Origin of the sequence: Mesorhizobium sp. M1142, assembly GCF_040318565.1 — a bacterium.
In the GTDB taxonomy this organism is placed as follows: Bacteria; Pseudomonadota; Alphaproteobacteria; order Rhizobiales; family Rhizobiaceae; genus Mesorhizobium.
This window is the reverse complement of the sequence record NZ_JAMYMK010000006.1, coordinates 36,600-63,193: the sequence shown is the minus strand read 5'-3', so window position 1 is coordinate 63,193 and position 26,594 is coordinate 36,600. Positions and strand designations below refer to the sequence as shown.

The following is a 26,594-nucleotide window of genomic DNA, read 5'->3' as shown; positions in this document are numbered from 1 at the left end:
CGGGATGGCGGCCGATCTTTTGACATCGGAAGTTGCCAATGCCAGGCAGCGCATCCACCGGACCGAGCTCGCGCTTCAACGCACTGAAGAAATGCTGGCGGAAAATCTCGCGCTGTGCAGCAGGATACGAACTGCGGTCGAGGCCGCAGACCGCTTGGTGAAGATCGATCCCCCCAGCTTTGAAGGACGTCGCGCGGGTTGAACTGGGCCGCGTTTCATTCGCCTTGCGGCACCCTGCCGCAAGAGCCTGCCCGTTGGCATCACAGCGTGAGCAAACATTGGACAGAAGCATTCCAACGTTCACGATGTGCAACGCCGACGCTAGATAGACACGAATTTCAGTTCAAAGAGCGAGGTTAATGCTGCGGCAAACGAAGGGGCACGGGGGGGCTTCGCGCGAGCCAGTTATCCGATCTCCCGCTCAGAAATTTCTACCAAATATTCCGACCTCCTGATGGAACCCATTCGTTGCGGGCGAGTTGCGGCTGATTGGGACGGACTTCCCGAACATGACAACGAGCAACAAAGCAGACCATCAGTCTGTCTCCGAAGCGTTTCGGAAACTGATCCGTTCCGAAGGCTATCGTCATCACGTACAAACGTTCTTAAATCTGGAGGTCGAACCAGAACTGCCGCCAACCCTACAGTCATTACTTGCGGCTATTGATCGGGCCAAACAGGGCCCGACGGAAGAAGGTCCCCAGCCGGCTGGCTGAGCGTCAGGTCAAAGAGTATAGAGGCTCGCTTCGTGGCTTGTCCCCCTGATTCCCACTCAGAAGTTATCAAACATTCTTCTTGATTTTTCTCGACAGAGGATCATGAATGTTCCCTTGGGTTCTCGCTGAGGTGGGAGGCCTTGTATGAATGTTTGGACGAACTGCCGACCCGACAAAGTGACTGCCAAACACCTTGTTCACGAGCTGATCCTACAAGCCCGTCGCGGCCAAATCATCTCCGTCAAAGAGACTATTGCAGCGGTGCGCCGAGACGGGCCACATCTGGCGGAAACTGACTGCGAGCTGGTGGAGCTTATTGTCAATGTTGCCCCAGCCTTTGGCCTGTTCGTCGGGTTCGATCTTCGCGAATAACCGCCTCCTCAACAGGGCGGACCGTGGCGACACGGTCTCGATCAAAGCGGCACTACGCGAAGCTCGGGAGGCTGCGCCTTGCTTGGTGGCCTCCGACGAAGAACTAACCGAGGCGATCGTCGAGGCAGCAACTGCCATGCCTCTGCGTGGCTTTCGACGCCCGGGAGTAGCTGTCGGCCGACTTCGGTGACCTCGCAATGGGCGCGCGCCCGTATGCTGTCATTCATTCTCAATATTCCGGCCTTGGCGTGACAGTCCTCACATTAACGCTCTCGCCGAGGACAAATAACCATCGGATGCCGCAGATTTCCGACTGGTCCTTTTACGCGATCGTCGCAACGAGTAGACCGACAACAAGCGAAATGACCAGGGCGACACCCACCGGAAGATGATGCATACCGGCTTCGTACCGACCGCTTAGATAACCGTCGATGAACCTTTGGAAACATCCCGTCACGGACTCAGACATGCCTAACAAACGGTAATCGTCCTCATCGCTGAGCCGGTTAGTAGAGACGAAACCCGCTAGCCGCCTGGGGTCCATTCATGGCTCTCCACTGGTTCAACCCTCCGATCCCCGTCAAGACCGAGCGTCCCGGGATCATCCGCAACGTCAACAACGCCGAGGCAGCCGGCGAGGAGTTGATGAAGTGGACCAAGCGTGGCCCTTGGTGGGACCTCGCGGTGCGCGTTTGCATGGCCGTGATTTTCGACGAGATGGAACCCGAGGAGGCCCGCAAGGCATTCCTGGCTGCTGCAAAAGAGGAGGGGACATTACTCCCCCCAATGACAACCAGCTAAATTGGATTGCGGTATAAGGTTCTAGGTGTCTCAGACCAACACCGCCTTCGCGAAAGGAGCCCGCCGCCAAGCATGGAGATGAGAGGCGACGGACCCCCCCCCCCACAGCGGCTGCACATCCACGAAGTAATCCCGCTGCCGCCTCTAAACCCGCGAGGGCCTACATCGTTCCCTTAGCTGCAGCTAAAGCGGGGTTGGTCGGCGGGCTCTTGCCGCTCTAAGTTCCCTCTTATGGGTCCCCTCTGGTTCGCTCCCCCGGTCTACGTGAAGACGAAACGTCCGGGCATTCGCAATGGGGTCAGCCACGTCGAGGGAGCCGCCGAGGAACTCCTGGCATGGGACACAAAGGGCCCGAGGTGGACGAAGGCGGTCCAATCCTGCGTCGACGCGTTCCAGGGCAGCGCCTCCCCCCAGGAGGCCAACGTGTATCTCTCCCCTGAGTAGGAGGTATCATGGCGCCCATCTGGTTCGTCCCTCCGGTGTTCGTGAAGACTGAAACCGGTGTCAGGCATGGCTGCAACAATGCGAAGGAAGCCCTTGAGCAGCTCAAGATGTGGACCCGGCGAGGGCCTCGCTGGGATAAGGCGGTGACCCTCTGCCTGTCAGCCTTGGAGGGCGATTCGATTGACCCCCACATAATACGAAAGGCCTTTGAGGCTGCCGCTAAGGAGGCCAACGTGTATCTCTCCCCTGAGTAGGAGTTGTCGTGGCAACCCATTGGTTCTCCCCTCCGGTGTACGTCAAGACCGACCGACCTGGGGTCACCTACGGGTGCAACAACGTCGAGGGTGCCGCCGAGGAACTCATGAAGTGGACCAAGATGGGACCTAAGTGGAGGAAGGCTGTGCAACTGTGCGCCGACGCCCTTCAGGACCGTGTGACTCCGGAAGAGGTCCGTCAGGCTTTCGAGGCTGCTGCCAAGGAGGAGAGGGTGCTGCGTGAGTAGCAGGCCGGTGCCCATGGCTATGTTGGGAAGGACCCGTTAGGCTGTCTAATGCTGACCAAGTCCGCGCTGCTCGAAATAGACCCGGATACGAGAGCATTCACTCTGGTCGGCGCATTTATGGCCATTTTGCACTTCTGAAACTGGCATCGGAGCTGCTCTGGGCGAGGTAGTTGGCGTCAATGGGGCACGTCGAGTAATCATCAATCGAAACATGGGGTTCGACGAGAAGATCAAAACCGTACGCACAGGGGACCGGAACCGGAATGTCAGGCTTCTAAAGCCGATGGCAGAAACCGGATACGCTGTGGCGGCATTTGAGGGCCCGTTCCTGCTCTTGATTATTGCACGGCCTCAGGCCGAGGCGCTAACCAAGCGGGTCGGCAATGATCGCGAAAAGCTCAATACGGCCGGCAGCGAAACTAAAGAAGTAGTCGCGCGTTGGACGGCGGATAACGCTGTTTCGTCTCTGAGTATGGTTTAGGTCAGAGTGGTCAAGCCAACGTCGCGTAAGGCAATCAATGCGTCGGGCGCTAGTCAAGCGAAGTCGCCCGCTCGTGACGAGGTCACTTTAGCGCCGCCCGCTTTCCGGCCGGTCCAACTCGCAACGCTCGTGGACACGGTCCCTGCCGGCGATCGTTGGATCCATGAAATGAAATACGACGGCTATCGTATTCTCGTTGCCGTCGGCGGAGGCGAGGCGCGAGCCTACACACGATCTGGTCTGGACTGGTCTAGCCGTTTTCCCTCGGTCCTCTCCGAGGCTCGCAACCTCAAGGTGCGCTCCGCCCTGATTGACGGCGAGGCCGTGGTTGTCGATGCGGAAGGAAGATCTAACTTCCAAGCGCTTCAAAATGCATTGAAGGGTGCCCCGGCGACTATCGACTTTTATGCGTTCGATCTGCTGCAGCTCGACGGCGAAGATCTGACAAGGCTTCCTCTTGTTGAGCGCAAGGCGAAGCTGGAGGCGATCTTGCCTGCGAAAAATCCGGTCCTTCGTTACTCCGACCATATCCTCGGCCGCGGAGAAGAGCTGCTCGATCGCTTCTGCGCAGCCGGCCTTGAGGGCGTCATCTCAAAGCTCGCGGATTCGAGTTATGTGGCGGCCCGCGGCGCAAGCTGGCTGAAGATCAAATGCCTCAGGCGGCAAGAATTTGTGATTGTCGGCTGGACGCCGTCCGACAAGGTCCGCGCGTTTCGGTCCTTGATGCTTGGCGTTCATGACGGCGGCAAGCTGCGTTACGCCGGGAAAGTCGGCACCGGCTTCGATACCGCTGAACTTCTTCGTCTCTTGAAGATCATGGCGCCGCTCGAGCAGAAGGCCGCGACCGTCGACGCACCACGCGCCGAAGTGCGCGGCGCACACTGGCTCCGTCCGAAACTGGTCGCTGAGATTGCCTTCACCGAAATGACAAATGAAGGGACATTACGACATCCGAGCTATCTTGGTCTCCGCGAAGACAAGAAGCCGGAGGCGGTCGTGCTCGAGACGGAACGTCATGCAGCCGATCTCGCCGCTGCGACAACCACCATCGCGATAAGTAACCGTGACCGCGTCATCTATCCGGAGTCCAACATCACCAAGGGACAGCTCGCCGACCATTACGCAGCGGTCGCGGCGATCATGCTTCCTTGGGTTGGCAGCCGGCCGATCAGTCTGGTTCGATGCCCACAGGGCCGCGCGAAGAAGTGCTTCTTCCAAAAACACGACGCCGGCAGCTTTGGCGACAAAGTCCACCACGTCGGCATCACAGAGAAAGACGGGCACGAGGAACCATATCTCTATGTCGACGATGCCGACGGACTGATGACTTGCGTCCAGATGGGAACGATCGAGCTGCACGGATGGGGGGCTCGGATCGAGGATGTCGAAAAGGCCGACCGCCTCGTGTTCGACCTCGACCCCGATGAAGGCCTCGATTTTGAGGCCGTCCGCGCCGCTGCCTTTCAGTTCCGCGCTATCCTTAAATCGCTGGGACTTACGACTTTCCCGATGCTGACGGGAGGCAAAGGAGTGCACGTCATCGCGCCGCTCACCCCTGGCGCCGAGTGGCCACAGGTTAAGGACTTCGCGTCTCGCCTGGCGCAGGCGGTCGCCCGGAGCGATCCGGCCCATTTCACGGCCGTGTTGTCAAAGGCGCGCCGCAAGGGTCGCATCTTTGTGGACTATCTACGCAATCAGCGCGGGGCGACCGCGATCATGCCTTACAGCGCGAGATCACGTCCGGGCGCTCCTGTCGCGGCACCGATCACGTGGGCGGAGATGAAGACAATAGACGCGCCCTCTCATTTCCACGTGGGCGATGCTCCTGAATTAAAGAAACGCGCAGTCTCCAAAACTCTGGCTGGATGGGGTCGCGCTGACCAATCCTTGCCCAATCTGTAGCGTCCGACGCGGGAAGAGGCAGTAAAGCCGGGATTCAAAGGGCAACGCGGCGCTCACGGCCTTGCCTCATTGGAACCTGCGGAGATCGGTCTCGTTTGGCTGAAGCCATGGCAAAAATCGATCCTAGGACCGTCGCCAGTCTTTTAAGGGAATACGCGCAACGGGCGTCTATGCGCGGCGACAATCCCTATCGCACAAAGGCATACTTGCGCGCGGCAGACAGTCTGATGGCGCTGTCGCAGCCGCTTGATCGGATCATCGCCGCCGGCGCCCTCACCAAGATCCCGGGGATCGGTGACGCGATCGCAGACATCGTGACCAAGCTTTACCAAACCGGCACGCACCCAAGCCTTGAGAAGCTGCGCGAGGATGTTCCAGCGGGCGTGATGGAGCTGTTTGCCATACCCGGGCTTCGTCCCGATAAGATACTGAAGCTTCATCAGGCGCTCGGCGTGAACTCGCTGGCGGAGCTCGAGGCCGCAGCGAGAGAAGACCGCATCCGCCCAGTCAAAGGCCTCGGCGCCGCGCTTCAGACAAAGCTGCTGCAGAACCTGGCCATCGTGCCAAGCGGCGAAACGCAACTTCACCTGCACAAGGCCGCCGCTCTTCTCCACCATGCGGTCATATCGGTAAAGCAACAGCATCCAGAGTTTTCGCGCGTGGAAATTGCAGGTGACTTCCGACGCGGTTGCGAGCTCGTTTCCGACTTCGCCCTGGTAGCGCAGGCCAGAAAGTCGACTGGAATCGAGGATATGGCCCTCAGGCTTGTTGTCACGGACAGGAAGCACTTTGGCGCGAGCCTGCTCGAGGCAACCGGTTCGGCAGACCACCTTGAGCAACTGAAGACGTTCGCGGCCGACAAGGGATTCACCCTAAACGCCGACGGGCTTCATCGCGGGAGAAAGCTGATCGCGTCAGCGACAGAAGAAGAAATCTACCAAGCTCTAGACTTGCAGTTTATCGAGCCTGAATTGCGCGAAGGCAGGGACGAGATTGAGCGAGCGGCAAAGCAGAAGCTACCCGCCCTCATTCGGGATGAAGATCTGCATGGCATCCTGCATTCTCACACGACCGCATCCGATGGCACCGAAACGCTTGAGGCAATGGCTGAAGCCACGCGTAGGCGCGGTTTCGAATACTATGGTGTCGCCGATCATTCGCAGTCCGCTCACTACGCAGGCGGCCTTTCGTTGCAGGAGATTGCTGAACAGCACCGCGAAGCTGACCGGCTGAACAAGGCATACAATGGAAAATTTCGCATACTGAAGGGCATCGAGGCGGACATCCTGGCTGATGGCTCGCTCGATTACCCGAATCATATTTTGGAGCACTTTGATTTCGTCGTCGCGAGCGTGCACAGCCGCTTCAAGTTGCCCAAGAAGGAACAGACGGGGCGTATCATTGAGGCGATCGGAAATCCTCGGACGACAATCATCGGGCACATGACCGGTCGCCAGCTGTTGCGCCGGCCCGGTTATGATCTCGACGTCGACAAAGTCCTCAAAGCGTGTGCGAAACACGGCGTCGCTGTCGAAATCAACGCACATCCGTGGCGACTCGACCTCGACTGGCGCTGGCATCAAAAGGCACTCGATCAGGGCTGCATCTTCAGCATCAATCCGGACGCTCATTCGATCCGCGAGCTCGACCACATGCATTGGGGTGTCGAGATGGCGCGCAAGGGCGGTGTCCCTGCGAAGCGGGTCCTGAACGCGATGCGTTTGACGGCCCTCCTTGCGCATCTCGCACGGCGCAGGCAAACGTCCTAAACTGCTTGTGCGCCCGGCCTATCAGCGCAGGAGTCCGTCCTTCTCAAAATCTTCCCAGCCGCGCAAACTGGAGTGCGAGTTCTCATCGGGGCCATAGCCAGCTGAAGCTGCAGTTCCGCGACCGCTTCTTTGAGCGCGTTTCATAGCGGCCTTCCCCGCGGCTCGCCGCCTATTCTCTGCAGCTGTCGCTGCGTCCTGTTCGCGCCAGACCGTAACCAGGTCGCGGTCAAGCACATCCTCCACGTGCTGCGGGTCGAACACGTGAAAGGTGATGTTCCTTGCCCGCCCGCGGAGTTTCACCGTTTTCGTCCCGGCGCTCTGCAAGCGACCATCTTTCAGCCAGCGGCGCCGTTCGGCCGTCGAGATCGTCAGAATGTCCTCGATTTCACGGGGGATTACGGGCAGGTCTTCGATATTCTGCAGTGCTTTGGATATGATCCCGAATACCACCTGCACATCATTCTCGGCGCCCTCAGACAGGCGCAGGGTAAGCACGCGGGACTCGATATGGAGCAATTTCCTGAACTCCGTTGGAAGGCGGGCGCGTATTTCGAGAAAAATACCCCTCGCTCTGACGGACGATCCAAACGTTGCAGCCGGGGTTAAAGGCCACTCTCCAATCAGCTTCGCTGTTGCATTGGTTTTTCGGCGCGTGGACATGCCCCTTTATATAGGTCACCGATTGTCGGCAGCGATGAGCCGATCGCAAAGCCAACAAAGTTCTAATCCGCCAGCGGTCTGAACCACGATGCCCAAAGGCGCAACCACGATTGTGAGCGGGGCCGTTTGCAACTTCGGCTAACAGGAAACGGCAGAGTTGATCTCGAAGTGCGATATCAGGCGCGTCGCCGCCTGGCGGCTTTTTGGGGGCCGTTTGCTGTCCGTCCGGTTATTGCCGAGGGACCAGTTAAAGCCGCCGTTCGGCTCACGACCTCTTCGCGGAATACAAGGCAAGTTCAGATCCCGCGGAAGCCGACATTGAACTGCCTCTCCGTTTACACGTTTGGCAAATGTTGCGAATGGAGGGAGTTGCATGTTTGAAGGTTTCTCGCTGGAGCAGATCAAACTTCCGGAAGCGACGCTCAGAGTGCGGGTTGGTGGAAGGGGCCACCGCTTCCTGATGCTGCACGGTCATCCTCGCACCCATGCCACTTGGCATCGCGTGGCGCCGATTTTGGCTGAGGAATACACCGTAATTTGCCCTGGTCTTCGGTGCTCGCCCTTGCGGTGTGTCGCAACACAATCAGCGCGTCCGGTTTGCCGTGAACAGATCTTGCTGATGCACCAGTTCGTCCGCGACGGGCTGACGGAGGCGGCGTGTGCCATTCGGGTGGATGGCCGAAAATAACCCCACCTCTGCATGACGCGAATTGTCCCAGCCCGGGTAGGCCGTTATCGGGTACAGGCAAATACCCTCGAATCGATGCTCCGACACCCATAGCGGCACGCACCTCGTCGCGGAATACATAGTGGAGCCAAGCCGGCCCGCCGGATCCCTCTGAGCCGGTCTCGGCAATGAACATCGGCTTACCGTACCGATGAGCAACCTCGAGCAACATTTCCGACAAAGCGCGGTACTCATGGTGTCCCATCGATATCGTCGGCCCGTTTATTTACCATTGATTGTGCGGCTAGAAATTCAGGCCCACGACAATCGACAACATCTTCGCTCCCGCCCAACTCAGGTTCGACGCGGCCCAGCAACATGTCGTAAGCTTCGAACTGCCCCTGACGGGCGTTTTCGGCCCGACCCCGTTCGCTGCGGGTCCGGTCACGAGGAGCGATTTGGATAAGGGGCTCGGCCCAGACAAATCTGCAGGCGGGGTCGATCTCCCGCATTGCACGAACACCCGCGATGGCAGCCTTCACGAGATGCCGCTTGAACCATCCACGTTTGTTCGGCCCCACGCGGGAAATAGCCGACCTCAACAGCCCATGCGAAAAAGGAGATCTAGTTGATGGGACACAACAGAGGCGGTGTTCCGGCGATCGAACGCTGTACGCTCACGGCTTCTGCCGCGAACGAGGCATAGGCATCGATGAAATGCAGCGATCCCTGATCGACATGGTCTGGAGATCCGTAATGGAAGATGTCCCAGATAACCTGGACACCTGCCGATCGGGCCGCCTCGACCATTGGCGCCCAACTTGACCAGTCATAGGCGAAGCTTGCGGAACCGGAGCCTCCACCTGGTGCTCGTCCATACGCCCCACTTCGCTCATTCGAAGTCTTCTTTCAGCAGTCGGCTTCGAACTCGGCCGCCTCGTTAGGACCGGGAACCGCGTTGGCGAAATACCGCATCCAATGGGGCGCGCGCCATCTTCGTTGCTCAGTCCAGCTCGTCCTGGCGTGACCGGGTAATGCCGAGCCGATTTGGTCGAGCCTTTGTTCCTGTGGTGGACTGTCCGGAGCTGGGTGGCGAAGGAGGAACAAGGAGGGCCGTGCCAAGTTCGGGGCGATATACCACCGCCGCCGATCGACTCGAGCGGCTGCTCAGCAACAAGAGAGGCACGGGATCACATGACCGTTCAGATTCGACTTTCCGAGATCGACCACGCCAGGCGCGAGGATCGTGGCGACGGCGCTTGGAGCATCGCACCGGACTTGGGCTATTTGCGCCTAGCAATCGTCAATGTCGTGTTCTTCGGCGCACCGGGCAGCGGAGATCGGAACTGGATGCTGATCGATACCGGGTTGCCGACGTCCCGCGGCAGCATTCTTGCGGTCGCGGAAAAGCGGTTTGGCACGAACGCACGGCCGGCCGCGATCATCCTGACCCACGGCCATTTCGACCATGTGGGAACGGTTCTAGACCTCGCGAATAGGTGGGACGTGCCTGTCTTCGCGCATCCACTCGAGCGCCCCTATTTGGACGGAACCGCGTCCTATCCGCCACCGGATCCCTGGGTCGGGGGTGGACTGATGGCGCTGCTTTCGCCGCTTTTTCCACGGGGGCCAATTGATCTTGGCAACCGTTTGGAACTCCTACCTGCCGACGGATCGATCCCCGGAATGCCCGGATGGCGATGGCTACACACACCCGGGCACGCTCCTGGGCATATCTCGCTCTGGCGCGAGGAGGACCGCTCGCTGATCGTAGGGGACGCTTTCATCACCACCGGTCAGGAGTCAGTCTATGAGGTCGCCGTTCAGGATCTTGAGATGCACGGTCCGCCGCGCTACTTCACGCCGGACTGGGATGCGGCGGAAAGATCCGTGAAGCACTTGGCTGCCCTGAACCCGCACATGGTCATCAGTGGACACGGTGCGGCTGCCGCGGGAGTGGGCATGCGTCAAGCTCTTGACAGCCTGGCTGAGCGGTTCAGGGTGTTCGCCGTCCCGCCGAAATTGAAATTCGTGCGCGAGCCGGCGGCAGTCCAAGGTAGCTGAGGCTAACCGAGCCGCCGTCGTTCTGAAATATGGTCAAATTGGGCAGACTCTGTCTCTCGACCCGGTAGAGTTACCCCGTCGGGTCGCGCTCTCCATCGTCGCCGACAAACTCTGACAAGCGGAACAAACCCGGAAGGCGCCGGGTTAGGGCGTTCGATCGGCGTAGGGCGACTGCGGGCCAAGCGCCCCGAAATTCTGCGTCAGGAGAAGACGTCAGATGAAAACGAGTAACCCGAAGGACGCGTCCTCTCCGCCGGCGAGCCGACCGGCAAGAAGTTGTTCGAGCCCACACGGGTCGTCATCCGCCAAGACTTGGCTTCGATTCGCTCATCGGCCAAAACCGTGGAGGAGATCAAATGGCAAATCTGGGAAGATTGGCGATCGCGATGCTTGGCGTTCTGGCATACCAAAATCGCGACAAGCTCTGTGAATTGATTCCGGGAGCGGGGTATCTTAACCCAAACGACCCGCAACGCAGAATTCTGGCTCAGATAACGAATGGCGTGTCGAGGGCTGACCTTGGTGAGATCCTCGACCGGTTCAGGGAGGTGGGGGCAGGATCGAAGGTCGACTCGTGGGTTGGCAGCGGGCCAAACCAACCGATTGAGCCAAGGGACGTCCAAGCGGCAATGGACGAAGGTACACTCACGTCCATTTCGATGCAGACGGGTCTTTCGCGCGAGGAGCTAATCAGAAGGATTGCGCGGGATCTACCCGAGACAGTCAACGAGATGACGCCGAATGGTGAATGGCCGCCTGAGCCGACACATGGCTTGGATAAGTCGACCCTGCTCGACAATGTATCCTAGGGGACACAGCCAGGAATGCAGCCGGCCAAGGCGAGATCCAGGGTGGCAACTCTACACGGGGGGACGCTCCTGCGCGATCGCCTTCATCCGCTCGCGAACGAAGGATCTGTTTCGAGCGCGCCGAACGCGCAACTGGCCGCCATCCTGAAAATGCGGCACCGCTGCAACGCGGCGCCCTCGCTCGCGTATATCGGTGAGCGGAAGAAGGCGCGTTCCTGGCTGGCCAGAGCGCTGGCGATCGATCCGGACGACTTCGTGACGCAGTACAACGCCGCTTGCATGTATTCCGTGCTCGGGGAAGTGGAGGAAGCGGTGCGGTACCTGGAAAGAGCCGTCGGAGGAAGCGTGAGTCAGAACGTATTGGAACGAATCCGTCACGAAGTCATTTCGACGCCATTCGCGATCACCCGCGGTTCGTGCAGCTTCTTAGTTCACTTGGCTTGTGACGCACAGCTGTACTTGCACAAGCTTCGGCCTGCCTAGCAGCCGCGTTCGGTTTGGGTGGCGGATTCAACTAATCGCAGCAACACACGCTCTTTTCTGAAAGATGGAGTGTGAGCCATGAAGCAGCGAAGTCGCATCTACTACTCGGCCGCTCAGCGCCTGAGATTTGGGTTCGATGGCAGGCGGGCGAGTCGATGAGCTCGATCGGACGACGATTCGATCGGGAGTCTTCATCGGTCCGTTCTTGCCGCCGCGCCTGGGCCTTGCACTGGCGGGCTGCCGGCCTTGCCTGTCGCCGGTGGTGTTTTCCCCCACATTTTGCTGCCGCTGCTTGTGCTGCTCACCTGGCCGCTCGCCATGGGCAAGTATTTCGCCCCGGCATCGTCTCTGCGGGGTTTGCTTCGTCGGCAAAGGACATCGCCAGCTGGCCTCACAGCTGCGGTCGATCGCGGCCGAATCGGGATTATGCTGGCCGACGCGCTGGCCGGCGGCCGCTTCACCCGCTACAATGATCTGTTGATGCCTGCCGGCATTATTGCCGGGGCCGGCGACCGGTTGTTCGATGCGAAAGCCGAGGCTCTTAGACTACAATCGGAGATTCCTGGTTCCTTTGTCGATATCATCCCGCAGGCCGGCCACATGGTCCACCACACCGCACCGCTAGCTGTTCTCGCCATGGTGGACAGGGTCGCTGCCGCGGCCAGCATGAAGTAGGCCGGCACTGGCGCGATCCCGAAGAAGTGGAATCGCGATTTTCGGAAAAGATCATGCTCAAAAGCAATAGGTAGAACCCCGTCCCGACTCTATCGGGTGGCGAATCCGATGATTTACTTCACGGCGGCACGCACTTCAGCGAACCGCATCCTGTGCATCCATCCGCGCCGGTTCGGCTAACATCGACGTCGAGGTCCCGTATCTTGGGATTTGGCCAGGGGAACGGCCCCAATTCCGTGTTCGGCTTCTGCCTCTCTTTGTGGCTGCCAGCATCTAGTCGTCTGCAAATCGAGGCCACGGACTGACAAGCACCCCCGCACTACAAGGAGCTGGCGGTCGGAGAACAAATGTAGACATGTCGCACCATCCTTGCGGTACGGCTTGCGATGCATACTGACGGTCGAGGGCTTAATGTAACCAAATCAACGGCTCGGCGTTTCGGTCAGCGCCGTTGCAATGAGCGAAGCCATAACCTCTGTCACGAGCATAGACTGGCGATTTCATGAGTCGCAATTTTCTGGTGATCGAACCTGAGGAAGGCATTGCCGTGCTCAAGGGGCTTGCCTCCTCGGCGCGGATCTCGATGCTGAAACTGCTGCATGAGAAGGGGCCGATGAATGTCAACGAAATCGCCGCCGAGCTGTCGCTGCCGCAGTCAACCGTCTCGACCAATATCCAGGTGCTGGAGGATGCGGGGCTGATCCGCACCGAGAGCCTGAAAGCGAAGAAAGGCAACCAGAAAATCTGCTATCCGACCGCCGAAAAAGTGCTCATCGTGTTCAAGGGTGAGTATCGTGCGGTCAAGAACGACGCGATCGAAGTGTCGATGCCGATCGGGCTTTACACCGGCTTCGAGGTTACCGCGCCCTGCGGCCTTTGTTCGCCGGACGGCATCATCGGTCTGCTCGATGTGCCGAACACTTTCCTTGATCCGGACCGCATGAAAGCTGGTCTGCTATGGTTCACGCGCGGTTTTGTCGAATACCAGTTCCCCAACAATGCCAAGCTCGCCAATGCCGAGATCACCGGACTCGAAGTTGCGATAGAGCTGTCTTCGGAAGTGCCGGGCACCAGCGCCGATTGGCCCTCGGACATCACGCTGACGATCAATGGCGTCGATGTCGGCACATGGACGTCGCCGGGAGATTTCGGCGACAAGCGCGGCGTCTTCACGCCCTCCTGGTGGAAACTCAAGGGTTCGCAATACGGCAAGCTGAAGACCTGGCGAATTGCCAGGGACGGCACCTATGTCGACGGCGTCAGGATTTCCGAAACCGGCCTCGCCGCACTCGATCTGAAGAGCCATCATTCAATCCGCGTCCGTATCGGCGTCAAGGACGATGCCAAGCGCCCCGGCGGGATCAATATTTTCGGCAAGGGCTTTGGAAATTACGATCAGGACATTGTGCTCAGGATCAAAACCGCGTGAATCGACTGGCCGCGTTGCTGCGCTCAGTTACAGTTCATTGCTAGGCTAGGCTTGCAGCTGGCACCGCCGTCCATGAGGCGACCGGCTTGCCTGACGTGTATAGATCCCTCGTCGCAAGCTTTGCCCACTGGCTGCGAATCCCCTGCTACCCTCAATCACCAGTACAAAGGGATCCGTCCCACCAACCAACAGCCAGAGCATCCTCCGTTCCGGCAAATGCCGGAACTTACCATCTAGGCAACTCTCGAAAGTATATGCCGATCCAGGTCACACTTAGCCAACCCGAACCGCCAGCGATGGTTGGTCGCCTCACGCCTGCTCTGGTAGAACAAGGTCAGTTGCCGGCCGTCGATCATCACCGTCGAATGGCCATTCTCGCCGGGCTCACCAGGGTCGAGAACGGGGCCAACGGAAACGTAGGGACCCTTGACGTCATCGGCGATGGCGAAGAAGACGCGCTGCCGGCTGCCGCGCGGACCTTCGGGGAGGAAGCAGGTGGCGTTGAGAAGCACACGACCGTCCGGGAGCTCGACGAGCTGCGCGCCTTCGATCCCCCATTCGTAATCGGGGTGCTCGCGCGCATTGTGATGCGGCACGTCGAGATGATCGAGTATCTTGCCGAGACGTTTCCATGGCCCGAACCAGGAATCGGATTGGCTGCGCGCCAGATAGACATCAGGCTGGGGCACCCTGGTGAATTTGGGCATGCCTGAATAGACGATGTAGCGCTTGCCGTCGACGATTGCCGGATGGGGATCGTAGATGCCGTCCTCATCGGTGTCGGGCAGCGACAATATCGCCGGATTGAGCACCACCCAATGAAAGCCGTCATTGGAGACCGCGTGCTCGCAACGTCCGCCGGACTTCATGAATTCGGTCTGGATGAACATATGGAAGACGCCGCACTCATGAATGACGCCGGGCGCCGCAATGCCCGATCCGGTTACCGGCAAAACGATCGCCTCGTGCTCTGTCCAGGGTCCATAAAGATCCGGCGCTGTGGCGTGGAGGATTTTCCAGCTCTCGGTTGTGACGGTGCCGCTGGAGCCGAAGACGTGCCAGAGCGTGCCGTCGAACACCGGACAAGGGTCCTTCAGATCATCCACAACCTGCGGGTGAAACAATGGAAAGACGTTGGTTTCAAAGTCGATCTTCATTCGCCAGCCATCCCTCGATTCGTCTCGGTCTCCATTCAAATGAACCACCGGCGCGACTCAGATGAATCGATTCCAAGCGTATTTATAGCTCCGCTGATGAACGGTTGTTGAACGATTGAAGGATTTGAACCGCTCTGTGGCAAAGGGCCACATTTGGGGAGCCCGACCTGACGCGAGGGGCTTCATCATGTGGATCGAATGGGGGCGGTCGGCTCGCCCCTTCTCTGTCGAGCCGTCGCAAGTGGAGCGGACGGCTGGTCTCGCCCGAGACAGTTTGGAGCTATGGAACAACTTATCGGGATGGAAGTTATATAGAAGGCTGCGAACTTCATGTCAAAGCTGCCTCGATTGACTTTTGTTAGTCGAGGCATTTTGTAACTATATCGAAGGATAATCTACATGGAAATGGCGGCGGGCCGGGCCAAAACACCAAAAAACCCTGTACAACCGTCTATTTTAATTTGCTTTTCACACCTCCGATGGAACTTCGTATATCAGAGACCACAACACATTCTGACCCTGGCGTCAAAACAGCAACAGCTAATTTACTTCGAAGAGCCGATCTTCGATGAGAGGCGCCACCCTTCGATGCGGGTGCACAATATTACCCCCAAGATCAGAATAGTGACGCCGCTGATCCCAGTTGGTACTTCCGCGACCAGGGCGGACGCAATCCAGCGCAGGTTCGTCGATCAGATCCTCGCCTCCACGCCGCATGACCGATTGACGACCTGGTATTACACGCCCATGGCGCTACGCTTCAGCGATCATCTCGCCTGTGACGTCTGCGTCTACGACTGCATGGATGAACTCTCCGCGTTCAAAGACGCTCCCGCAGAGTTGACGCAGTTGGAAAAGGCGCTGTTGCAACGTGCCGATGTCGTCTTCACGGGCGGGCAGAGCCTCTACGAGGCCAAGCGCAGCTTGCATCGGGCGATCTTTCCCTTCCCGAGCAGCATCGACGTTACCCATTTCCATCAGGCTAGGGCGCCAGGTGAAGACCCGTTCGATCAGGCCGACATACCTCACCCGAGGGTGGGGTACTTCGGGGTCATCGACGAACGGCTCGACCTTGAACTTATCGCGCATGCGGCTGCGGCAATGCCAGACGTGCATTTTGTCATGCTCGGCCCTGTCGTCAAGATCGATCGGGCGAGCCTTCCCACGGCAGGCAACCTGCATTGGCTGGGCGGCAAGTCCTATGCAGACCTGCCGAACTATCTCAGGCATTGGAGTGCCGGCTGGATGCCGTTCGCGCTCAACGAAGCGACCCGCTACATCAGCCCGACCAAGACTCCCGAGTTTCTTGCGGCAGGACTGCCGGTGTTGTCCACGGCGATCGTCGACGTTGTGCGTACCTACGGCGTCGAAGGCCTTGTCGAGATTGTCGAGGCGGAGGACATCGAGGCCAAGCTTCGCTCGATCCTGGCCCACCCCCGCGATTTCCTGGTGAAGAAGGCCGACGCCTACCTCGCCGACATGTCCTGGGAGAAGACCTGGAGCGCGATGGCTGCCCACATCGAGCGCGCCCATGCGATGAAGAGCGTCGTCCCATTCCTGAGGAGGGCGTGAGCGTGTTCGACTGGTTGATCGTAGGGGCCGGTTTCGCCGGCAGTGTGCTGGCCGAGCGTATCGCATCGCAACGGCAGGAAAGCGTCCTGATCATAGACAGACGAAATCACGTCGGCGGCAATGCCTATGACTGCTACGACGAGGCGGGAATACTAATTCACCGTTACGGGCCTCACATCTTTCACACCAACGCCCAATCGATCGTCGACTATCTGTCGCAATTCACGCAATGGCGGCCTTACGAACATCGCGTGCTGTCGCTGGTCGATGGAAAGCTGCTGCCGATACCGATTAATCTCGACACCATAAACCGCCTCTACGGCCTTGAATTGACGTCCGAGCAGCTGCAGGACTTCTTCGCTTTCCGACGCGAAACGGTCAAAGAAGTCCGCACCGCCGAGGACGTCGTGGTGAGCACAGTAGGCAGAGAGCTCTACGAGAAATTCTTCCGCGGCTACACGAGGAAGCAGTGGGGTGTCGACCCTTCCCAGTTGAGCAAGTCAGTGACTGCGCGAGTCCCGACCCGGACCGATCGCGACGATCGGTATTTTGGCGACAGCTTCCAGAACATGCCGGCAGGCGGGTATACGCGCATGTTTCAGCGCATGCTGGATAGTCCCAAGATCAAGATCATGCTGCAGACCGACTACCGCGAAATTCGCGACAAGATCCCCTTCCAGCAGATGATCTATACCGGTCCGATCGACGAGTATTTCGACTGGAAGCTTGGTCGCTTGCCCTACCGTTCGCTGCGCTTTGAGCACACGACGCTTGATTGCGAGCAGTTTCAACCGGTCGCCGTCGTCAACTATCCGCAGACGGAAAAATACACACGGATCACCGAGTACAAGCATATGACCGGTCAGCAGAGTCCGAAGACCAGCCTCACCTACGAATACCCCACCGACGTCGGAGATCCTTATTACCCGGTGCCGCGGGCTGAAAACGAGGCTTTGTACAAACGATACGAAGCTTTGGCCGCGGCGTGCCCGGAGGTCTGGTTCGTCGGACGTCTTGCAACATATCGCTATTACAATATGGATCAGGTGGTCGGCCAGGCATTGGCTACGTTCGGGCGCATTCAGACACGCCTGCCAGCAAACGGGATGCTCGTCACGCCGACGCAGCGCGAGGCGGCCGAGTGAATGATGCGCCGGCCTGACCGGCGTCGGGCGACCCACGGCCAAAGAGACCAACGATGTTTCTCGGCTTCTCGGCGAACAGCTCTAGATATGCTGTGCTGTTGATGCAGCTGAAAAGCGCGCACTGTTCGTATCAGCGAGGCTATAGCGCGCTTGCTTGTTGTTCCTCAAACGCCAAGAACGATTGGCGCTGGCGCTCCAACTCGTCCGCAAGTGGCTTGCGAACAGTGCGCGAGCCGTCCGCATGAATGGTGGAGAACAAGCCGACTTCGGCGTGGCGCGAATTGTCCCAACCTGGGTAGGCCGTGACCGGGTACAGGCATATACCCTGAACAGGTGCACCGAGGCTCGTCGCATCGCGCACTTCGTCGCAAACGTAGTGAAGCCAGGCTGGCCGGCCTGAACCTTCGGCGCCGGTCTCGGCGATGAACATCGGCTTCTTGTATCGTTCGGCGACCTCGACCAGCAATTCCGAAAGTGCACGGTATTCGTGGTGCCCCATCGGTATCGTTGGGCCATTCAAGTACCATTGGTTGTGCGGATAGAAGTTGAGGCCGATGACGTCCACAACGTCCTCGCTGCCGCCCAACTCCGGTTCCACGCGCCCGATCAGCATGTCATACGCCTCGAATTGGCCCTGGCGAGCATTTTCGGCGCGCCGCCGCTCGGGGTGAGTACGGTCACGAGGAGCAATATGGATCAGCGGTTCAGCCCAGATGAACCTGCAGCCGGGTTCGGCCTCCCGCATGGCCCTCACGCCGGCGACCGCTGCCCTGACAAGGTGTCGTTTGAACCATCCACGCTTGTTCGGCCCGACTCGGGGGAAATAGCCGACCTCCACAGCCCATGCAAAAAACGAAATCTCGTTGATCGGGCACACCAGGGGAGCCACCCCGGTAGCGGAGCGATGAACCCGAACAGCTTCCGCGGCGAAACGGACGTAGGCCTTGATAAACCCCGGGCCACCTTGGTCGATATGGTCTGGCGAGCCATAGTGGAAGATATCCCAGATAATCTGCACCCCGGCCGCCTGGGCTGCTTCGATCGCGGACGTCCAACTCGACCAGTCGAAGACTCCGGGCGCTGTTTCAATCAGGTGCCAGCGCAAGCCGTCGCGGATCGTGCGAAGCCCAAGCTCGGCACAACGGCGATAGTCGGCATGTGCATGGATGTCATGTGAGGTCGCGCGGATCAGATCAAGACGGGCCCCGTCGGCGCGCCTGTGGGAGGAACACTCGAAACCAGCCATGAAAAAGCTGTCGAACCCGGAAGAGCCTGCCGTGGGCCGACGAGCGGTATCCTCGTTCATACCAACATCCTGTCGCCCAAGGCGTGGGCAAGTAATCGCATTCGCAGTCCCCCATTGTCAGTTCCGGTGGCCTAGTCGAAACCGGTCGGCCACCACCACGTCGACGGCTCGGCGGCTGCGGTGTACACGTGTGCCTGGATTGGCGAATACAACCAAGCTCCAATCCCGTCTGCCGGGGGCCGCGGTCGCGTCGATTCGATCCGAAGTTATGCGGCCTGTTGCATCGCCCGTTCGTTGACGCCTGTTTCGCCTAGTCGGGTGAGCGCCTCATCGGTTGCTTTTTCTTCCTTGAGCGTCTGTTCGAGTAGCGGGACGGCGTCTTTCAAGCCAAGTAACCCGGCCCATGTGACAAGAGTCCCGTAGCGCGCTATTTCATAATGTTCGACGGACTGGGCTGCAGCCACGAGACCCGCGTCCAATGCCGGAGCCTCCTCGAATTCCTCCAAAATCTCCTGTCCTTCTTCGATGATGCCGTCGATCGCCGGGCACGTTTTCCCTTGGGCTCTCCTGCCAAAGGCGTCGAAAACTTGCTGCAGACGCTCGATCTGACCTTCCGTCTCGTCACGATGTTTTTCGAACGCCGCCTTCAACTCTTCGGACTCCGCGCCCTTTGCCATTTTCCGGAGCGCCGTCAGAATCTTGCGTTCGGCGTAGTAGATGTCTTTCAGACCATCATAGAAAAGGTCTTCCAAGCCCTTGGAGCTGCCCTGAGAGCTTTTTTTCGTCGCCATTGTCATCTCCTCTTTCATTTCTATCGACGCATGCATGGCTCTAACTGGACCAGTCTCTTGTTGTTCCTTCGGCGACGGCACACCGGCAGCCAACAGCGAGCGACGGTCGGGTTGACCGCTGATTTCAGTCCGCCGCGCCAGCAGCGGCTTGAGCATCTCGGCTGCGCTCCATTGCGGAAGTTCCGGAATGAGGATCGTCTGCCTGAAGGGTTTCCGCTGTCATCGAGTCCTTGCGGCCGCATTTTTCGCAACGGACCTTTGCCCGCACCTGATCAAGGTTCCCGATCTCTTCTCGGGCCCCCAATGGCGTCGAACCTGGACGAAGTTGCCGACCAGATCAGCAGTGTATAGGGGCCGCGGGCCTGTTTTGTGATGTAGTTGAACTCACCTTGAGGCAGCTGCTCGCGCAGGCGTTTGGACGACAGGCGGACGGCATCATGGCCTCTAAATTCGAATTCGAGGTCAAGAGGACCACGTCCACAGCATAGTTGCACCTAAGATCCTCCTCGATGTCGCCAGCGGCGCGAAGCCTCAGATGGTCTTCGAAAACCCCCTCTGCGGACCGAGCATGTCATGTCTCCTTTGCAGTACCGGAAAGGCCGTGGACAGCCGTGTCGTCCTTCGCGATGCTGAACGGATGCGACGGCGGTTTGTTCGTGAGGCCAACATGCGCTGGAGCCGGATTGACTTGCACCCCCGATCACAAACGAATGAGAACATTCAATCGGGGTCCTCATGGCTTCCGCCATCGACATTCTGGCATGCTGACCAGCGACGAGGTCGGCAATTGTCCAGGACTAGAGCGGCCGGCCAGGTGCAGCGGTGCCGGGGGGACCTCACGCTCCAAGGCCGTCCTGGCCTTCGCCAGCGACAACCACAGGGCCTGCAAAAAAGCTTCATCTGCTTGCGGTGTTAATCCGACCTCCTTGCAATGTTCAACGATCCTGTCCTGGATCGACACTGCGGTTTCATACCGTTGGACAACCCTTGCCAGAACGTCCTGACAGGTGCCAATCGCCACCTCCCGAATGTGGTCAGCGACGGGAGAGAGGGCAGCACGGGTGACATCATGAGCAACGGGGGCGTCCCGATCAGTCGGATGTATTCCGCCTCGGGCTGCCCATAAGAACGATCCGCCAACGCGCGTCTATAGCAATAGCTTCAGCCTTCAATTGAACAAAGCAATCGTGTGGGGACCGGTCCTCACCCATGACCAGGGCTGCCCCGGTCATACCGTCAAAGCCAATAAGGCCAACCTCGGCCTCGACCTCAGCCCGAAGCTTCGCCACCATTAACCCGAGACCGCTCTCGAAGAAATCGACGGTGTCAATCGGGACCGAGGTCTGCTCCAGGTGCGTCCTCAGTCCCAAGTGACGGGCTTCGAGGTGAGGCTGCAGCAACGTCAGATCCGGTGCGCTCAGGCGCCGCAACAGTTCGTTCTTGAACGAGGTTTCCATCTGCGCTGTCTCCCGATCGGGGCGGAAGGGCGATGGTCGCTCACAACTGACGATGCCCTAACAATTGTCGACAGTCAGGGGAAAGTATACCTAAAAGGGCGGGGAGTCTCAAAAAGCTACTATGCTGACCAGAGAAGCTCGTCAGTCTGGCGATCATCAAGATGCTGCTAACAAGCAGTGTCCGCCTCTACCGGTCGAAGGTTGCCTTCGCAATCTGGTGTGCGCCTTTTGTCGAAGCATACGGCCCCAAACTGATTCATCCTCTGGGGAAGCCAAGCGGTATCGACGCTGCCTGAAAACTTACGCGCAAGCGCTCCACACTTTCGGGGCGGCGCTTTGTCGATGGCCCAGAGTAGCCAAGCACCCCTTCTTTATCCCAGAGTATTCGTCTTCGCCTATTGCTCCGGAACGGCAGAGGTTTGCGGACGATTTCGTGCTGCTTCGGCAATTTCCGGGATGTATTTCGTCGCGGTGCAGCTTCGGTTCACATTGGCGCGTGCGTCGAATACCTCTTTCTCGCAGACCCGCTTGGCGAGCTCGATAGGCACATGAACTGCCAGAGGCACTTCCACCTCGGAGATTCCAAGCTCCCGTGCGATCTGCTGTTTCACTTCGTGCCTGCCAAGCGAAACGTCGACGCCGACATCCTCGGCATCTTCGGTTGTCGATGATGCGCCTTGCCCCGGAAGATCTTGCTGCTCGGTCTGAGCAAATGACTGCACGGCAAAGAGTTGCAACGCGAACACGGCGAGCGGCAAAATTCGTTGGAATACTCTCATGCCTGGCTCCTGCAGGTGCCTTTAACAACGGCAAAGTGTTTGAAGCGTTCCAGAGGCGGGGATGCGCGCGCTCAGCGGCAGTCGAGGCGGGTTTTTTCTGTTGGCGTGGAATACGATATGGCGACCGTGGTTGGGTGCCGACAGCCGACTGCGCTGGCACATCGGAGTGTAGGAAGTTGCCTACCGAGAAAGAAAGACAAGCCAGAGACGAGCGCGCCTCGGATGCTGCACGAGGATTGACCGACATTGAGCGTGCGGCACGAGACGCAAAGACCGCGGCTTCGGGAGCAGCGCCTGAAGGCCGCACTTGCTGTGACGTCGGCCCGCGGCATCTAAACCGAAGAGGACACCAAAACCGCGAAAGCCTAGCAGTCACTTGCACCACACGGGAGCTTGCATTCAACCCCACGGTGCTCAAGATCCAAGTAGGCTCTGCAGCTCTCTAGGCTCAGAACGTCGTGCACCCAAGTTAGATCCTGCTGCAGCAGTCAGGACTACCCCAGAACGAATATGGCCAGCAGGGCAACAAAGAGAACAAGGGCGATCGCGGCGCCCCAGATGAGGACCTTTCCGGTGCCGCGTTGCTCTTCCTCGCGAGAAACGTCTTTCGCCATTCCATGCATCCTTTGCGAAGGTCCAAACTGAGCAACGTGCCGTGCCAGGCTGTTCCCAACGCTCTCGGAGCCAACTTGGTGTCAGTCCAACTGCCGGTTGCCGTAGGGCTTCTTCGCTTTAGCGCTATCGGCAATACAGCGCGGCTCTCCTCTGAGCGCGACCGCAGCTCCCTTCAGGCAAGATGCGCGAGCAGACGGATATCTATCTGACCGAAAGCAAAAGAAACCACGCGTGCCCCACTGAAAGCACAAGCAAGCGCAAAGGTTCCTGAACTGATGCTCGGCTGGCGGGAACTTGCTCGCCAGCCGAGTTGAGTTCAGGCGATGGTCGGGGGAGACTGGCCAGCCACACGCTGGTGATTCCAACCTGAGCCGATGTGCCAATCAGCAACCTTCGTCGGTCTTTTTGACCTGGCCTGGCGCGGCGGTGTTGGCTGCCGTGTCCTGCTGACCTGGCGCCGCCTGCTGAGCGCTGCCAGTCTGCTGGCCGGGCGCACAGTCCCTGGCCGAGTTCGGATTTGTGGTGCCGCTGGTGGTGGTCGTGTCGGTGCCTTGATCGCCGGACATGTTGGTCCCGCTGCTCGTCGTGCCGGTGCCCTGATCCGTCGTGCTGGGCATGGTCGTCGTGGTCGAGGTTCCGCTCGTCGAGGTTCCGCTCGAAGTTCCGCTGGTCGTCTGGGCAAAGGAAAGCCCGGCCGACACCGCCAGCACGGCCGAAGCCAAAAGGATGCGTTTCATCTTCTTTCTCCTGTCTGAATGCGCCGGATGCGCCTGACAAATTGAACAGGCAGACAGAAGGAGTGTTCCCCGATGAAGTTCAACTTTTGTAACTCTGGTCGTAGGTCAGCCTTAGGATGGCCGGCGTATATTAGAACCTCATGACGGCGGCTCGAGTCGAAAAGCAATCAACGAGCGGAGAGGCCGTCGCGTTCCTTGTGACTGCGGTGGCGCGGTGAGGCACAAGGCTCAATGCGGAGCGCCAGCGGCCGCGATCAGCGCCTCGTCGAGAATCCACTTCAGCTTCGCCGAGCGCTGGTAGCTTCATCTGCTTGCCGTTCTTACTTGCCAGGAACGACATGCAGCGGTCGCAGTATGCCATGCGGGACCTTCAATATGTCGCCGTATGTCGCCGCGTCGGATGGCCAGGAAGCGGCCAGTGCCAGTTGGACTTTGTGATGGAGCGGCGCAGCGGCGAGCGTCCACGGGCCGTTTTCCTTGCGCCGATCTTCCGCGATCTTGGCCTTTTCCACGCATCGCTGCAGGATTTTTCGCGAGGTGAATTGAGACCCGCCACGACGCTGATCTCTGCGACGGTCAAGGCCCGTTCGGCGGGCTCTACTCCGGAACAATGTCCTCTTCTGAAAGTTTCCTTAGATTGCAAAGGAGATTCGAAATGTCAGAAAGCCGGGAATGGTTTGTCCAATGGCTTAGAGACGCTCATGCCATGGAAGAGCAGGCAGAAACGATGTTGAACGGGCAGTTGAGCCGTATCGAGAATTATCCCGAACTGAGCGACCGGATCCGACAGCACCTCGACGAGACCAAGCAGCAGGCTGCCCGGCTGAAGACTTGTCTCGATCAGATGGACGAGGGTTCATCCATGATGAAGGATGCTGGCGGTAAGCTGACGGCGATGGCGCAATCGCTGAGCGGCGTCTTCGCTGGAGACGAGGTGATGAAAGGATCGCTCGCGAGCTACACGTTCGAGCACATGGAAATCGCCTCCTACACGATCCTGATTGCCGCCGCTCGATCGCTCGGCGAAACCGAGGTTCTTCGGGCTTGCGAAGAGAATCTGCAAGAGGAAGTCGCGATGGCGGATTGGCTGAAATCCCGTCTTCCCTCCACGACCGAGCAGTTCCTTGTGCGGGCCGAAGCCGACAGTGACAGCGCCAAGCGGTGAGCGGGTGGGACGCAGTCATCGTGAACTGGGTGATGGGGATTCGTCCGCCAGCGCGTCCCCTTCGTAAAGGCTGGACGACGAACACGCCTGGCTGTAGCAGGCGGTTGTCGAGTTGCGCATTTCGAGAAATTGCAACGACGAGCGATGCTGATATTGCGGCGTCGTCACTTAGAGAGTCGAAGCGTTCGCCTGCGGAAGCCTGGTCGAGTCGAAGCGTTCGCCTGCGCAAGCCTGGTCAAATACGCATTGGCAATAGCCAGATCGGAAGGGCTAGCGCAGCGCTCGGCGAGATCAAGCTCGAGTGGGCGTGTTAAAACGTTCGAAACGAGGTCGCGATGGCGGAATGCCCGAGAACGCCCCAGATGACTGAGCAGTTGCGTGCGCGGGCACCGGCAGCGCCAAGCCGGATCGGAGAAAGTTCGTCCTGACAGCGGACAGAGCGCGCCGTTGCGCTCACGTTATGGGGTCGGCAGCACTTGCACGGTTTTCGGGGTGAATTCCGCTTCAGCCGGTCGCTGGCGGTTTCGCTGAAGGCCGTGACCGACCGGCCGACGATCATCATGCTCGGGTTGACCGCTTTGTCCGATCTTCTCCGCCGTGCGCATCGTCATCGCGCCGTCCGTGGTTCCAGAATATGCAATCCGATGGCTGAACTCGTCGGGACTCGATAAATGTCAGCGCGGCATCATACTTTGCCTTCAGGACGACTGTTTCTCTGCAATGACCTCTGTCTACGCTCATCCAGTTCGGTCGGTGTCCATCTGCTCATTCAGACGTCGTTGATAGGCAAAGCCGACAGCCGCGGCGACTGCCAAACCCGCCGCCGCCAGAAGGAGTTTGTCCTCGGTATGCTCATTGCCCGATGCGTCTTGAACAGCTAACGAAGCTTCATCGAAGGGTGCGGATGCTTTTGCGACAGTCTCGCCCTGGTGCGGCCCAACGCCGCTATGGCGGATACCCGCAGCCAGACGTTCTGTCTTCTCTTTAACAGTTTCCTTGGCCACGCCGGTCAACTCGGCAGCTTCCCGTTTTATTTTGCCAGCCGTTTCAAGAGCGAAATCACTGACGCTTTCCGCCAAATCGCTAGATTGCTCCTTCAGGCGCTCCTTGGCGTACGATAGGTGATCAACCTGCTGCTCGCCGGGTGGCCGGGCTGAATTGGTCCGCAACAAGCTGATCAATCCCGCTCCGACGAGTGCGGTTGCGATCGGCGGATGGCGGAGGAAACGCCACCCCAAACCGGCCCCAATCGCCAAAGCAGCGCTCGGATTGGCAGCCGCCTTGGCCTTGAGATCGTCAATAATCGCCTGCGCCACCGATTGCATTGAGGCTCTTGCTTTCTCCACCAGGGCATCCTTTGCCTCAAGCGCTTCGTGTTTCAAATCATCGGTAAATTCGGAGAGCGTGTTTGGCGACCGAAGTGTCGACAAGTCCTCGGCGAGCTTAGCCCGGGCAGCCTCAACTTCGTATTCAAGATGCTCAAGTTGTGGATCGGCCATCATAAATCTCTCTTGCCACCGGGGCGGGCAGGTTTGCTCGACCGAGCGTTGCCCGACCGCTGCGATTTGGCCGTTATTCCTTCCGAAGGGGTGGCGCTGCCCGGTTGCAGCTTGGCGGCCGGAGTGGATGAACCGCTCCATCCACTTGGGCTTGGCGAAAGCGGCTGCACGGGTTCACTTGATTGCTCTTCTGACAAGGCGCTTCCAAAGGCGCCCGCAACGTCCCTTGCGACCTCCTTGAGGCCGTCCGAATTCAGCCCATGTTCCTCGGCGGCGCTTTTGAGCCGTTCGCCCGCCTTTGCTGTCGAGGACTTCAAGCGGTCCCCAGCTTTTTCAGCAGCATCCGTCAATCGCTCTCCTGCTGGGCCGAGCGTGCGCCTCTCGACATCGCTGGCCGGCAAAGCAGCAGCTATAGCGGCACCGGCTGCGAAGCCGGCCAGAACAAAAGCCAATGGCTGTTCTTCCACCATGCGGCCAATCGTGTCTTGGAACGATGATTGGGCTTGCTGCACCACGCGCCCTGACTTCTCGGATACGGAGCGACCGGCCCGTTCTGCGTATGACGCGGCGGATGATGCGTACTGACTTGCGGTTTCACTCACCTTCTCCCCAATGCCGGCTAAATTGTCGCGCATGGCCTCTGCTGTCTCGCTAGCC

28 protein-coding genes are annotated in these 26,594 nt (G+C 59.1%); 17 read left to right on the top strand and 11 right to left on the bottom strand.

Features of this window, described 5'->3' with window-relative positions; genetic code table 11:
* The first annotated feature begins 4 nt into the window (after positions 1–4).
* The 8 genes from NKH42_RS12165 (at position 5) to NKH42_RS12130 (ending at position 6,987) form a co-directional block, all read left to right on the top strand.
* Positions 5–202, top strand: a complete 198-nt coding sequence (locus NKH42_RS12165; RefSeq protein WP_023722969.1) for a hypothetical protein — start codon at positions 5–7, stop codon at positions 200–202.
* Positions 203–860: 658 nt separating this feature from the next.
* Positions 861–1,088 carry a hypothetical protein gene (locus NKH42_RS12160; RefSeq protein WP_352458909.1) on the top strand — a complete coding sequence of 76 codons (228 nt, stop codon included), beginning with the start codon at positions 861–863 and terminating at the stop codon, positions 1,086–1,088.
* Positions 1,089–1,634: 546 nt separating this feature from the next.
* Positions 1,635–1,889 (top strand): DUF982 domain-containing protein, encoded by a 255-nt coding sequence (locus NKH42_RS12155; RefSeq protein WP_352637619.1) that lies wholly within the window; start codon positions 1,635–1,637, stop codon positions 1,887–1,889.
* Positions 1,890–2,341: 452 nt separating this feature from the next.
* Positions 2,342–2,587: a DUF982 domain-containing protein gene (locus NKH42_RS12150; protein WP_352974116.1), complete on the top strand. Its 246-nt coding sequence runs from the start codon at positions 2,342–2,344 to the stop codon at positions 2,585–2,587.
* Between the two features lie 8 nt (positions 2,588–2,595).
* The gene (locus NKH42_RS12145; protein ID WP_352473716.1) at positions 2,596–2,835 is read left to right on the top strand and encodes a DUF982 domain-containing protein; all 240 of its coding nucleotides are present in this window, start codon (positions 2,596–2,598) and stop codon (positions 2,833–2,835) included.
* Positions 2,836–3,046: 211 nt separating this feature from the next.
* Complete coding sequence (locus tag NKH42_RS12140) at positions 3,047–3,316, top strand: hypothetical protein (RefSeq protein ID WP_352637616.1); 270 nt, start codon at positions 3,047–3,049, stop codon at positions 3,314–3,316.
* Between the two features lie 6 nt (positions 3,317–3,322).
* Positions 3,323–5,218, top strand: coding sequence for a DNA ligase D (gene ligD / locus NKH42_RS12135; RefSeq protein WP_352974114.1), 1,896 nt, complete (start codon positions 3,323–3,325; stop codon positions 5,216–5,218).
* A 107-nt stretch (positions 5,219–5,325) separates the two neighbouring features.
* The gene (locus NKH42_RS12130) at positions 5,326–6,987 is read left to right on the top strand and encodes a DNA polymerase/3'-5' exonuclease PolX (RefSeq protein WP_352974113.1); all 1,662 of its coding nucleotides are present in this window, start codon (positions 5,326–5,328) and stop codon (positions 6,985–6,987) included.
* Positions 6,988–7,008: 21 nt separating this feature from the next.
* Here NKH42_RS12130 and NKH42_RS12125 read toward each other — a convergent pair whose 3' ends face one another.
* Positions 7,009–7,647, bottom strand: a complete 639-nt coding sequence (locus NKH42_RS12125; protein ID WP_352974112.1) for a hypothetical protein — start codon at positions 7,645–7,647, stop codon at positions 7,009–7,011.
* Positions 7,648–8,020: 373 nt separating this feature from the next.
* Here NKH42_RS12125 and NKH42_RS12120 point away from each other — a divergent pair, with 373 nt between their 5' ends.
* Positions 8,021–8,335: an alpha/beta fold hydrolase gene (locus NKH42_RS12120; protein WP_352467863.1), complete on the top strand. Its 315-nt coding sequence runs from the start codon at positions 8,021–8,023 to the stop codon at positions 8,333–8,335.
* Positions 8,336–8,938: 603 nt separating this feature from the next.
* On the opposite strand, the gene NKH42_RS12115 is transcribed toward NKH42_RS12120, so the two are convergent.
* Complete coding sequence (locus tag NKH42_RS12115; protein ID WP_352974110.1) at positions 8,939–9,124, bottom strand: hypothetical protein; 186 nt, start codon at positions 9,122–9,124, stop codon at positions 8,939–8,941.
* A gap of 384 nt (positions 9,125–9,508) precedes the next feature.
* Between NKH42_RS12115 and NKH42_RS12110 the strand changes: the two genes are divergently transcribed.
* The 5 genes from NKH42_RS12110 (at position 9,509) to NKH42_RS12090 (ending at position 13,774) form a co-directional block, all read left to right on the top strand.
* Entirely contained in the window at positions 9,509–10,378 is an 870-nt protein-coding gene (locus NKH42_RS12110) for an MBL fold metallo-hydrolase (RefSeq protein ID WP_352492316.1), read from the top strand.
* A gap of 356 nt (positions 10,379–10,734) precedes the next feature.
* A complete protein-coding gene (locus tag NKH42_RS12105; protein WP_352503351.1) occupies positions 10,735–11,187 on the top strand; it encodes a YidB family protein in 453 nt (150 codons plus the stop codon).
* A gap of 15 nt (positions 11,188–11,202) precedes the next feature.
* The gene (locus tag NKH42_RS12100; protein WP_352637610.1) at positions 11,203–11,670 is read left to right on the top strand and encodes a TPR end-of-group domain-containing protein; all 468 of its coding nucleotides are present in this window, start codon (positions 11,203–11,205) and stop codon (positions 11,668–11,670) included.
* Positions 11,671–12,096: 426 nt separating this feature from the next.
* The gene (locus tag NKH42_RS12095; RefSeq protein ID WP_352637609.1) at positions 12,097–12,345 is read left to right on the top strand and encodes an alpha/beta fold hydrolase; all 249 of its coding nucleotides are present in this window, start codon (positions 12,097–12,099) and stop codon (positions 12,343–12,345) included.
* A 502-nt stretch (positions 12,346–12,847) separates the two neighbouring features.
* Positions 12,848–13,774, top strand: coding sequence for an ArsR/SmtB family transcription factor (locus NKH42_RS12090; protein WP_352974108.1), 927 nt, complete (start codon positions 12,848–12,850; stop codon positions 13,772–13,774).
* A 233-nt stretch (positions 13,775–14,007) separates the two neighbouring features.
* Here the strand turns inward: NKH42_RS12090 and NKH42_RS12085 are convergent, their stop codons facing one another.
* Positions 14,008–14,931 carry a glycoside hydrolase family protein gene (locus NKH42_RS12085; RefSeq protein WP_352637606.1) on the bottom strand — a complete coding sequence of 308 codons (924 nt, stop codon included), beginning with the start codon at positions 14,929–14,931 and terminating at the stop codon, positions 14,008–14,010.
* 399 nt (positions 14,932–15,330) lie between these two features.
* On the opposite strand from NKH42_RS12085, the gene NKH42_RS12080 reads away from it, so the two are divergent.
* Both NKH42_RS12080 and glf read left to right on the top strand, forming a co-directional pair.
* Complete coding sequence (locus NKH42_RS12080) at positions 15,331–16,503, top strand: glycosyltransferase family protein (RefSeq protein WP_352467856.1); 1,173 nt, start codon at positions 15,331–15,333, stop codon at positions 16,501–16,503.
* 2 nt (positions 16,504–16,505) lie between these two features.
* On the top strand, positions 16,506–17,648 hold the full coding sequence (gene glf, locus NKH42_RS12075; RefSeq protein WP_352637637.1) for a UDP-galactopyranose mutase: 1,143 nt from the start codon (positions 16,506–16,508) through the stop codon (positions 17,646–17,648).
* A gap of 139 nt (positions 17,649–17,787) precedes the next feature.
* Here the strand turns inward: glf and NKH42_RS12070 are convergent, their stop codons facing one another.
* From NKH42_RS12070 to NKH42_RS12045, 6 genes are all read right to left on the bottom strand, one after another.
* Positions 17,788–18,954: a glycoside hydrolase family 1 protein gene (locus NKH42_RS12070; RefSeq protein WP_023677857.1), complete on the bottom strand. Its 1,167-nt coding sequence runs from the start codon at positions 18,952–18,954 to the stop codon at positions 17,788–17,790.
* 206 nt (positions 18,955–19,160) lie between these two features.
* Positions 19,161–19,685 (bottom strand): YciE/YciF ferroxidase family protein, encoded by a 525-nt coding sequence (locus tag NKH42_RS12065; RefSeq protein ID WP_352566851.1) that lies wholly within the window; start codon positions 19,683–19,685, stop codon positions 19,161–19,163.
* A 1,091-nt stretch (positions 19,686–20,776) separates the two neighbouring features.
* The gene (locus NKH42_RS12060) at positions 20,777–21,142 is read right to left on the bottom strand and encodes a hypothetical protein (protein WP_023677855.1); all 366 of its coding nucleotides are present in this window, start codon (positions 21,140–21,142) and stop codon (positions 20,777–20,779) included.
* A gap of 395 nt (positions 21,143–21,537) precedes the next feature.
* Positions 21,538–21,921 carry a hypothetical protein gene (locus NKH42_RS12055; protein ID WP_352473695.1) on the bottom strand — a complete coding sequence of 128 codons (384 nt, stop codon included), beginning with the start codon at positions 21,919–21,921 and terminating at the stop codon, positions 21,538–21,540.
* 998 nt (positions 21,922–22,919) lie between these two features.
* On the bottom strand, positions 22,920–23,273 hold the full coding sequence (locus tag NKH42_RS12050) for a hypothetical protein (protein WP_023680319.1): 354 nt from the start codon (positions 23,271–23,273) through the stop codon (positions 22,920–22,922).
* A gap of 320 nt (positions 23,274–23,593) precedes the next feature.
* A complete protein-coding gene (locus tag NKH42_RS12045) occupies positions 23,594–23,785 on the bottom strand; it encodes a hypothetical protein (protein ID WP_023680339.1) in 192 nt (63 codons plus the stop codon).
* A gap of 143 nt (positions 23,786–23,928) precedes the next feature.
* Between NKH42_RS12045 and NKH42_RS12040 the strand changes: the two genes are divergently transcribed.
* Entirely contained in the window at positions 23,929–24,438 is a 510-nt protein-coding gene (locus NKH42_RS12040) for a ferritin-like domain-containing protein (protein ID WP_352612666.1), read from the top strand.
* 737 nt (positions 24,439–25,175) lie between these two features.
* Here NKH42_RS12040 and NKH42_RS12035 read toward each other — a convergent pair.
* Complete coding sequence (locus tag NKH42_RS12035; RefSeq protein ID WP_352467852.1) at positions 25,176–25,940, bottom strand: hypothetical protein; 765 nt, start codon at positions 25,938–25,940, stop codon at positions 25,176–25,178.
* Positions 25,937–26,572 (bottom strand): hypothetical protein, encoded by a 636-nt coding sequence (locus tag NKH42_RS12030; RefSeq protein ID WP_352974107.1) that lies wholly within the window; start codon positions 26,570–26,572, stop codon positions 25,937–25,939. The genes NKH42_RS12035 and NKH42_RS12030 overlap by 4 nt, the downstream gene beginning before the upstream one ends.
* Positions 26,573–26,594 lie beyond the last annotated feature (22 nt).

Excerpts from the sequence above, each read along its gene's own strand:
- NKH42_RS12050 (WP_023680319.1), bottom strand. The coding sequence starts at position 23,273 with ATGAAACGCATCCTTTTGGCTTCGGCCGTGCTGGCGGTGTCGGCCGGG.
- NKH42_RS12080 (WP_352467856.1), top strand. The coding sequence starts at position 15,331 with ATGGAAATGGCGGCGGGCCGGGCCAAAACACCAAAAAACCCTGTACAA.
- NKH42_RS12160 (WP_352458909.1), top strand. The coding sequence starts at position 861 with ATGAATGTTTGGACGAACTGCCGACCCGACAAAGTGACTGCCAAACAC.
- NKH42_RS12095 (WP_352637609.1), top strand. The coding sequence starts at position 12,097 with ATGCTGGCCGACGCGCTGGCCGGCGGCCGCTTCACCCGCTACAATGAT.
- NKH42_RS12125 (WP_352974112.1), bottom strand. The coding sequence starts at position 7,647 with ATGTCCACGCGCCGAAAAACCAATGCAACAGCGAAGCTGATTGGAGAG.
- NKH42_RS12100 (WP_352637610.1), top strand. The coding sequence starts at position 11,203 with ATGCAGCCGGCCAAGGCGAGATCCAGGGTGGCAACTCTACACGGGGGG.
- NKH42_RS12105 (WP_352503351.1), top strand. The coding sequence starts at position 10,735 with ATGGCAAATCTGGGAAGATTGGCGATCGCGATGCTTGGCGTTCTGGCA.
- NKH42_RS12055 (WP_352473695.1), bottom strand. The coding sequence starts at position 21,921 with ATGAGAGTATTCCAACGAATTTTGCCGCTCGCCGTGTTCGCGTTGCAA.
- NKH42_RS12155 (WP_352637619.1), top strand. The coding sequence starts at position 1,635 with ATGGCTCTCCACTGGTTCAACCCTCCGATCCCCGTCAAGACCGAGCGT.
- NKH42_RS12110 (WP_352492316.1), top strand. The coding sequence starts at position 9,509 with ATGACCGTTCAGATTCGACTTTCCGAGATCGACCACGCCAGGCGCGAG.
- NKH42_RS12165 (WP_023722969.1), top strand. The coding sequence starts at position 5 with ATGGCGGCCGATCTTTTGACATCGGAAGTTGCCAATGCCAGGCAGCGC.
- NKH42_RS12120 (WP_352467863.1), top strand. The coding sequence starts at position 8,021 with ATGTTTGAAGGTTTCTCGCTGGAGCAGATCAAACTTCCGGAAGCGACG.
- NKH42_RS12060 (WP_023677855.1), bottom strand. The coding sequence starts at position 21,142 with ATGGAAACCTCGTTCAAGAACGAACTGTTGCGGCGCCTGAGCGCACCG.
- NKH42_RS12115 (WP_352974110.1), bottom strand. The coding sequence starts at position 9,124 with ATGGTCGAGGCGGCCCGATCGGCAGGTGTCCAGGTTATCTGGGACATC.
- NKH42_RS12065 (WP_352566851.1), bottom strand. The coding sequence starts at position 19,685 with ATGGCGACGAAAAAAAGCTCTCAGGGCAGCTCCAAGGGCTTGGAAGAC.
- NKH42_RS12040 (WP_352612666.1), top strand. The coding sequence starts at position 23,929 with ATGTCAGAAAGCCGGGAATGGTTTGTCCAATGGCTTAGAGACGCTCAT.
- NKH42_RS12090 (WP_352974108.1), top strand. The coding sequence starts at position 12,848 with ATGAGTCGCAATTTTCTGGTGATCGAACCTGAGGAAGGCATTGCCGTG.
- NKH42_RS12140 (WP_352637616.1), top strand. The coding sequence starts at position 3,047 with ATGGGGTTCGACGAGAAGATCAAAACCGTACGCACAGGGGACCGGAAC.
- NKH42_RS12030 (WP_352974107.1), bottom strand. The coding sequence starts at position 26,572 with ATGCGCGACAATTTAGCCGGCATTGGGGAGAAGGTGAGTGAAACCGCA.
- NKH42_RS12070 (WP_023677857.1), bottom strand. The coding sequence starts at position 18,954 with ATGAACGAGGATACCGCTCGTCGGCCCACGGCAGGCTCTTCCGGGTTC.
- NKH42_RS12085 (WP_352637606.1), bottom strand. The coding sequence starts at position 14,931 with ATGAAGATCGACTTTGAAACCAACGTCTTTCCATTGTTTCACCCGCAG.
- NKH42_RS12150 (WP_352974116.1), top strand. The coding sequence starts at position 2,342 with ATGGCGCCCATCTGGTTCGTCCCTCCGGTGTTCGTGAAGACTGAAACC.
- NKH42_RS12130 (WP_352974113.1), top strand. The coding sequence starts at position 5,326 with ATGGCAAAAATCGATCCTAGGACCGTCGCCAGTCTTTTAAGGGAATAC.
- NKH42_RS12035 (WP_352467852.1), bottom strand. The coding sequence starts at position 25,940 with ATGATGGCCGATCCACAACTTGAGCATCTTGAATACGAAGTTGAGGCT.